At 36.6% G+C, this 7,137-nt stretch carries 7 protein-coding genes; 3 read left to right on the top strand and 4 right to left on the bottom strand.

The features are described 5' to 3' along the window. Positions 1-56: 56 nt before the first annotated feature. The 3 genes from ACTF48_RS10600 to ACTF48_RS10610 form a co-directional block, all read right to left on the bottom strand. Positions 57-1,031: a glycoside hydrolase family 113 gene (locus ACTF48_RS10600; protein ID WP_438963130.1), complete on the bottom strand. Its 975-nt coding sequence runs from the start codon at positions 1,029-1,031 to the stop codon at positions 57-59. Positions 1,032-1,119: 88 nt separating this feature from the next. Beyond that, positions 1,120-1,503 (bottom strand): type II toxin-antitoxin system death-on-curing family toxin, encoded by a 384-nt coding sequence (locus tag ACTF48_RS10605; protein ID WP_438963131.1) that lies wholly within the window; start codon positions 1,501-1,503, stop codon positions 1,120-1,122. Next, entirely contained in the window at positions 1,500-1,700 is a 201-nt protein-coding gene (locus ACTF48_RS10610; RefSeq protein ID WP_438963132.1) for a hypothetical protein, read from the bottom strand. Before ACTF48_RS10610 ends, ACTF48_RS10605 begins: the two co-directional genes overlap by 4 nt. Before the next feature lie 175 nt (positions 1,701-1,875). On the opposite strand from ACTF48_RS10610, the gene ACTF48_RS10615 reads away from it, so the two are divergent. Both ACTF48_RS10615 and ACTF48_RS10620 read left to right on the top strand, forming a co-directional pair. After that, a complete protein-coding gene (locus ACTF48_RS10615; protein WP_438963133.1) occupies positions 1,876-3,174 on the top strand; it encodes an NAD(P)/FAD-dependent oxidoreductase in 1,299 nt (432 codons plus the stop codon). Between the two features lie 48 nt (positions 3,175-3,222). Further along, on the top strand, positions 3,223-4,815 hold the full coding sequence (locus ACTF48_RS10620; RefSeq protein WP_438963134.1) for a 4Fe-4S binding protein: 1,593 nt from the start codon (positions 3,223-3,225) through the stop codon (positions 4,813-4,815). 150 nt (positions 4,816-4,965) lie between these two features. On the opposite strand, the gene rpe is transcribed toward ACTF48_RS10620, so the two are convergent. Further along, positions 4,966-5,622: a ribulose-phosphate 3-epimerase gene (gene rpe / locus ACTF48_RS10625; RefSeq protein ID WP_438963135.1), complete on the bottom strand. Its 657-nt coding sequence runs from the start codon at positions 5,620-5,622 to the stop codon at positions 4,966-4,968. 336 nt (positions 5,623-5,958) lie between these two features. On the opposite strand from rpe, the gene ACTF48_RS10630 reads away from it, so the two are divergent. Continuing rightward, the gene (locus ACTF48_RS10630; RefSeq protein WP_438963136.1) at positions 5,959-6,618 is read left to right on the top strand and encodes a hypothetical protein; all 660 of its coding nucleotides are present in this window, start codon (positions 5,959-5,961) and stop codon (positions 6,616-6,618) included. The last annotated feature ends 519 nt before the right edge of the window (positions 6,619-7,137 follow it).

A 7,137-nucleotide genomic window follows, 5' to 3' on the forward strand; every position in this document is an offset into this window, starting at 1 on the left:
TCATTCCTCATTCCTCATTCCTCATTCCTCATTCCTCATTCCTCATTCCTCATTCCTCATTCCTCATTCCTCATTCCATAAAACCTAGTAATCACGTCTTGTGCCAGTTTATCCTGAGGTGTAAATCGTTTTTCAAAACCGTGCCATCTACTATCTTCTGCATGATATTTCCATATAAAACCACCAGCCATCCATTCTTCATTCCATAGGGATTCATATAAACCTTGTAGTAAAACGGCCTGTGCTTTTTCATTCACTTCATGATTTTCTGCGGCATTTTTCCATGGTTTCTTACCTGCATAATCTGCACTGATGTAGCCGTATTCAGTAAATAGGATTTTTTTATTATGCTTTCGCGAAAGCGTGCTCAAATCAACCTTCCATTTTTTCCACGACTCTTTTACTGTTGCAAGTAATGGCGTTTTTTCTTCACTTACAGGAAAGTAAGCATCTACACCTATATAATCGAGTTGTTCCCAGAACTGAACATCGTCATAATTATCCCAATTTGCTGCATAGGTAAGTTTGCCTTTATAAACCTCGCGTATATTTTTAATCAACTGATCCCAAAATTCAGGACGCAATTTCACAAAAGAATCCAGCTCAGTACCTACACAAAACATCGCTACATTTTCTTGTGCGGCTATGGTTACAAATCGCATGATGTAATTTGTGTAACTATTCTCTAGGGTTTTCCAGTCTTCTTCTGTTGTTAAATGAATATTACCGGTATAATCACCGTGCCCTATCCATAGTTGAGGTTTAATAAGAATGTCTAGTTGTTGCGCTTTCATTAACGCTATAGTTTTTTTAACGCCATGTGGTTTCTCGCCCCAATCGCCGCGTACTTCATCATAATGGACCTGTGGTTCATCCAGAGCTTTCATCCAGGCATAAGGAACAATTACGGCATGATTTGCATTAAAATTCACAATAGGCGTGATGGCAGTGGAGTCTATGGGATTATGCGTTGCAACTAGTGTGATGCCGTTGATTTTTTCAGAGTTTAAGATATTATGCTCACTATCCATATCATTGACAGCAAGATTTTTTGATGAGTTGTTACAGGAACAAAGTATCCATAATAATGAAATGAAGTAGCATATAAATCTGAACATATTATGGAGCAAATGGAGTTACATGATCGTTTAACCATTTGGTGATTTGATCTATGTTTAATTTGCCTTCAGCGACTTGTATGGTGAATGTATATTGTGTTTCAAGGTCTAGTACTACCATAAGTCCGTCCAGCCTAAGTATTAATTCCATTAAAACATAACCTGTTCTTTTATTTCCATCCACAAAAGGATGATTCAGCAAAATACTTTCTAAAATTGCTGCTGCTTTTTCTACAGATGTAGGGTATAAATCTATTCCATCAAAGGTTGAAAATGGTCTCGCCATTGCAGCTTCTAAAAGTGCAAAATCTCTTATTCCTGAAGCACCACCATGAATTTTAATTTGTAATTCATGAATTCTTAATGCCTGCTGAATCGTTATCATTGAGCTAACCTTTTAAGCAACTCATGATTGTCTTTCATGATTTGCTCCACATGTAGGTCTATATTTTCAGTAGTGTAAGCATTTTGAGAATTCTGTTGCCTTTTCTCTATTATTGATTTTAAAGCTTCCAGAAAATTCAAATCTTCAATACCTTCAATACTTGTTTTAATCGCTTCTTTTAATTCTTCCGTACTCATAACCATATTTTTTATAAAGTTACTTAAACTATAGCAATTACACTACCACTTACAAGTGTACTACACTCAATTAATTGTTAATTCGGGAACTATCGATTATCTAATTAGTTAAATATATAACAAGAATTGAGATAACTATTCATTAATTTGTCACCTATTTATTCAACAAATCGATATGGATCATATAGTCATCATAGGAAATGGAATTGCAGGAGTTACTGCGGCACGACATATCCGTAAATTGTCTGATAACCGCATTACCATCATTAGTGCCGAGTCTGAATTCTTCTTCTCTAGGACCGCATTGATGTATGTCTATATGAGACACATGAAATTTGAGCACACACAACCGTATGAAAATGATTTCTGGGCAAAAAACCGTATCGAACTCGTTCATGACTATGTACATACCGTAGAAACAGCAGCTAAAAAAGTGCATTTAAACTCGGGTCGTGATATTGTTTATGATAAGCTTATTCTGGCAACAGGAAGTATCCCAAATAAATTTGGCTGGCCAGGACAAGATCTAGAAGGTGTGCAAGGACTGGTTTCTAAACAAGACCTAGAACAGCTAGAAATCACAGCACCTAATAATAAAGTATGTAAAAGAGCCGTCATTATAGGTGGCGGATTAATAGGAGTAGAGCTGGCAGAGATGATGGCATCGCGACAAATTCCTGTAACTTTTTTAATCCGTGAAAAAGGGTTCTGGAGTGGTGTGTTGCCTAGATCAAATGCTGATTTAATATCTAAACATGTACGTTCACATCACATCGATTTACGTGAAGAAGAAGAAATGGCCGAAATCATTCCAGATGATTCCGGGAAAGTAAAAGCCATTATTACTAAAAATGGAGAAACCATTCCATGTGATTTTGTAGGCTTATGCGCTGGTGTAACACCGCAAATTTCATTTCTAGAAAATTCTGGAATAGAATTGCAACGCGGCATTCTAGTAGATCGTTATCTAGAAACTAGCGTTAAAAATGTATATGCCATAGGTGACTGTGCACAGCAACGCGAGCCAGTAGGTGAGCGTAAACCTATTGAAGCCGTCTGGTACACCGGTCGTATGATGGGTGAAGTGCTGGCGCAAACCTTATGTGGAAATCCTACAACATGGAACCCAGGTCACTGGTTCAATAGTGCAAAATTCTTTGATATAGAATACCAGACTTACGGTTGGGTATGGAGTACACCTAAAGAAGGTCACGCACATTTTAATTGGGAACATGAAGATGGCGTGAGAGCAGTCACCGTGGAATATGACATCGCTACTAGAAAATTTATTGGGATCAACACCTTTGGAATTAGGATGAAGCACGAGATTTTTGATCAATGGTTGACAGAGGAGAAAACAGTAGATGAAGTGATGAAAAATTTAAAAAAGGCCTGCTTTAATCCTGAGTTTTTTGACAGACCGTTCAAAGAGATTTTAAAGAATTTTCGATCTACCCAACACGCTACCGCTTAATCAAATCAACAACTAACACAGATTTTATATCTGAAAAACTATAGCACTATGAGTGTCTATCAACGCAACATGTCCTTAACAGGAGAACCGCCTAAAGCACTATCTAAACCTGAAAAAATTGCTAGTGCCATAGGAATGCTAGGCTTATTTATTTTGGTTTTGGCATTTTTCAACATCCATTTACCAGGTGCTGGTTACTGGCTTACAGCTTCTTTAATTCTGATATTTGGTGGTGTTATCGCTTTCGCGAAAGCGCAATACGGCCACAAACAAGGTGGCATTAAAAACGATGGTGTATGGTTTAAGGACCTTTCCAGTCGCGGATTTTGGGGTTGGATACTAGCCATATTTCTGACCTCATTCTATATCGTGTTGTATTTCTTTCCTGCAACCTTAGGTCAAGCCAGCGATGGTGCCGCTAACAGCGGCTTAATAGGTTTATTTGATCCATTATCATACCTGTTAAAAGGAAAACCAGCCAGTCAGTGGTTTGTTTATGGAACTTTATATACCGTTGCGATATTGAGTTTTGGTATCAAATTTATCTGGAAATACCGTCATAACAGTTATGAAGTGATACGCACGGGAAGCGTGATGTTTTTTCAGACGGCTTTTGCCTTTTTTATTCCAGAGATTATGGCTGGATTGAATGCAACTAAAGACCTACCGTACTACGATCTTAAGAATGTATGGCCATTAAATTATTACTTATTTGATCAATGGAATATAGATCAACTATTAGCAAACGGTAGTCTAGGATTGACGATGTTACTCTTTGGGATCGCATCTATTTTTGTGATTACACCTATACTTACTTACAAATATGGTAAACGATGGTACTGTAGTTGGGTTTGTGGTTGTGGTGGACTCGCCGAGACTGCTGGAGATGCTTTTAGACAATTATCAGATAAATCAACTAAAGCATGGAACATAGAACGCTGGTTAATTCATACGGTATTGGTTTTTGCGGTGATTTCCACGGTAGGAGTGATCCACTCGTATTTAGGAAATGATGGCACATACTGGTTAACAGCGACAAGTTTCTTAATAGGAACAGCGGTGTTTTTAACTGTATTATTTGCCTTAATCTGGATTTTTAAAAGAGATGAATTACAGCAAGATGCTAAATATGGTGCGATAGGTTTTCTAATGATCATTCTAGCATTTATCGCGATTCATTTCATGGCAGGAACAGAGTCCTTATTTTTCTTTAAACATTACACAGTAAGATCTACCTATGGATTTTTAATAGGCTCTATATTTTCTGGTGTGATAGGAACGGGTTTTTATCCTATTCTAGGGAATCGTGCCTGGTGTCGTTTTGGATGTCCTATGGCAGCAATTCTAGGAATGCAACAACGATTGTTTTCAAAATTTAGAATTACCACAAATGGTGGTCAGTGTATTTCTTGTGGTAACTGTTCTACCTATTGCGAGATGGGAATAGACGTGCGCTCCTATGCTCAAAAAGGTGAAAATATCATACGTTCCAGTTGTGTAGGATGTGGTATTTGTAGTGCTGTATGTCCGCGTGGTGTATTGAAACTTGAAAATGGACCGTTAGAAGGTCGTATTAATAGTGAGGCAGTGTTATTAGGGCAAGATCCTGATTTGATGGAGTTGTTGAGTAGTAAAAAATAAAATCAAAACGAAAATCAAACTGGCACTATTAACAGAAAGTTTACCAACTAATGTAGCATTAAAATACTTAAACAAGTTTGCCAGGCTCGTATCTCACTCGCAATATGCTCAAGCTGTAAACTGTGGACTAAATAACTGCTGACTACACTATCAGTTCACCATCGCTCTTAAATCTTTGACAGTAGCCGTAGGATCATCTGATTTAAACACATAACTACCAGCTACTAATACGTCAGCACCAGCATCTACTAATTGTTTTGCATTTTTATTAGTAACGCCACCATCAATTTCAATGAGCGTTTCACAACCTTTTTGGTCGATTATTTCTTTGAGTTGGCTTACTTTATCGTAAGTGTTTTCAATAAAGCTTTGCCCACCAAAACCAGGATTCACACTCATTAAACATACCATATCAATATCTTGAATGGTATCTTTAAGTAAATCTACACTCGTATGTGGATTCAACGCTACGCCAGCTTTCATACCGTGTGATTTTATGAGTTGCAGGGTTCTATGTAGATGTGTACACGCTTCATAATGTACGGTAAGAATATCACAACCTAAATCTGCAAACGTCTTTACATAACGATCTGGATCGACAATCATTAAATGACAATCAATAGTTTTGGTCGCGTGCTTTGCGATATCTCTTAAAACCGGCATCCCAAAAGAAATATTAGGAACAAAAACACCATCCATAATGTCTATATGAAACCAGTCTGCATCTGATTGATTGATCATTTCTACATCACGTTGTAGGTTAGCAAAATCTGCGGCGAGTACTGATGGGGCGATTAGGTTAGGCATTTTTGATTTTTTTGTGGTTATGCAAATTTAGGGTTTTTGAAGCTGCTCGCAGAATTAAAAACTACCTGAGTTATCCTTGAATCTAATATAAAGAGTTTATGGATGATATGTAAGACAAACTGTTTATTTATAGGAATAAAGTACTTATTTAAATCTTAAACAAAACATCTAAAACGAGTTAAAGATTTCAAAAAATCCTATTAAGCAACTCTTAAAAACTTGCTTGTACACGTTTTTTTTTGATTTACAAAAGATTTGCAAGTCTAAATAAAAATCCCCTAAAACGAGGAAAGCTGAAAATCGATAAGAGTAGGCATTAACTTTAATATTTTTATAATGAAAAAACATTTTAAATTTTTACCGTTTTTATTTTTCGGACTTTGTTTAGTTTTAAATTCTTGTAGTCCTGATGAGTTGTCTACCATACGAAATAGTGATGATCAATCAAATTTTAAAAATGCGGGAGAACCTATTATTCTACCGGATATAGAAACTAGATTATCTCAACTAAATAATTTGAAAGAATTAACTGAAGGTTTGAGTTTAGCATATCAAAATCATAATAATGAACAAACATTTTTTGATGTTCCTTCAAATGAATTAATTAAACAACAGATAATTAATCAGACTAAAGTAATCTATACAAATCTAGGTGTTGAGGAAAGTGATTTGTTATTAGAAGTCGGTTCAGAAGGTGATTTGGATTTATTTTATCTTGGTACAGGAATTGTTGCTGGTGGAAGCTATGAAAATGCTACGGAAAGTGCCTTCGTGGATTGCTTACTCGAGGTAGTTGGAATTACAGCATTAGTACAAGCAGGTGAAGCTCTTGGTACACTTTATGTTGGTGAGGTTGCAGCTAGCGCAGCTGTAGATGCCGCCGCCGCTGCTTTTAGAAGTGCAGCTTTAAAGGCCGCGAAAAAAATTATTACCATATTTGCAGGTCCATTTGGAGCAGCTATAATGGTTGGTGAGTTTATTTACTATATGACATAAAAATTTGGTAGCAATGATTTATTCAATATGTGCGTTTGTAGGTTTTGCATATCTAATTTTACCTTTTATTCTTAAACCTAAAATAATTGTAAAAATTATTTTTTTAGCTAGTGGTCTGTTTCTTGTTATTTATGGGTTATTCATTCAAAGTGAACTTGTCTGGCTTAAAGTCTTAAGTATATTGTCGTTTATTATCCCATATATTGGAGTTCGTATTTTTGATAAAAATATGGACGGACATAAAAACCCTAGTGCATAAATTAGTTATTTATATAAAAAAATGCCTCTTGAATCTCAAGAGGCATTTTGAATTTATAAACATTTGCGAGCATCAAGGTACTCGAAATGCGGTTTGTTATTCTTCAGATTTAGAATCACTATCATTATCACGACGTGGACGATCATCTCTACGACGGTCATCACGACGGCCACCGCCACGACGGTCATCTCTACCACGACCACGATCATTGCGCTCGCGTGGTGGACGCTCTACCCAACCTTCTGGTTTAGGCATGCATG

This window comes from Nonlabens sp. (genome assembly GCF_965660805.1).
Taxonomy (GTDB): domain Bacteria; phylum Bacteroidota; class Bacteroidia; order Flavobacteriales; family Flavobacteriaceae; genus Nonlabens.

What these genes read in the sequence shown, in the direction of transcription:
- ACTF48_RS10600 (WP_438963130.1), bottom strand. Translation starts at nt 1,031, where the DNA reads ATGGATAGTGAGCATAATATCTTAAACTCTGAAAAAATCAACGGCATC.
- ACTF48_RS10605 (WP_438963131.1), bottom strand. Translation starts at nt 1,503, where the DNA reads ATGATAACGATTCAGCAGGCATTAAGAATTCATGAATTACAAATTAAA.
- ACTF48_RS10610 (WP_438963132.1), bottom strand. Translation starts at nt 1,700, where the DNA reads ATGAGTACGGAAGAATTAAAAGAAGCGATTAAAACAAGTATTGAAGGT.
- ACTF48_RS10615 (WP_438963133.1), top strand. Translation starts at nt 1,876, where the DNA reads ATGGATCATATAGTCATCATAGGAAATGGAATTGCAGGAGTTACTGCG.
- ACTF48_RS10620 (WP_438963134.1), top strand. Translation starts at nt 3,223, where the DNA reads ATGAGTGTCTATCAACGCAACATGTCCTTAACAGGAGAACCGCCTAAA.
- rpe (WP_438963135.1), bottom strand. Translation starts at nt 5,622, where the DNA reads ATGCCTAACCTAATCGCCCCATCAGTACTCGCCGCAGATTTTGCTAAC.
- ACTF48_RS10630 (WP_438963136.1), top strand. Translation starts at nt 5,959, where the DNA reads ATGAAAAAACATTTTAAATTTTTACCGTTTTTATTTTTCGGACTTTGT.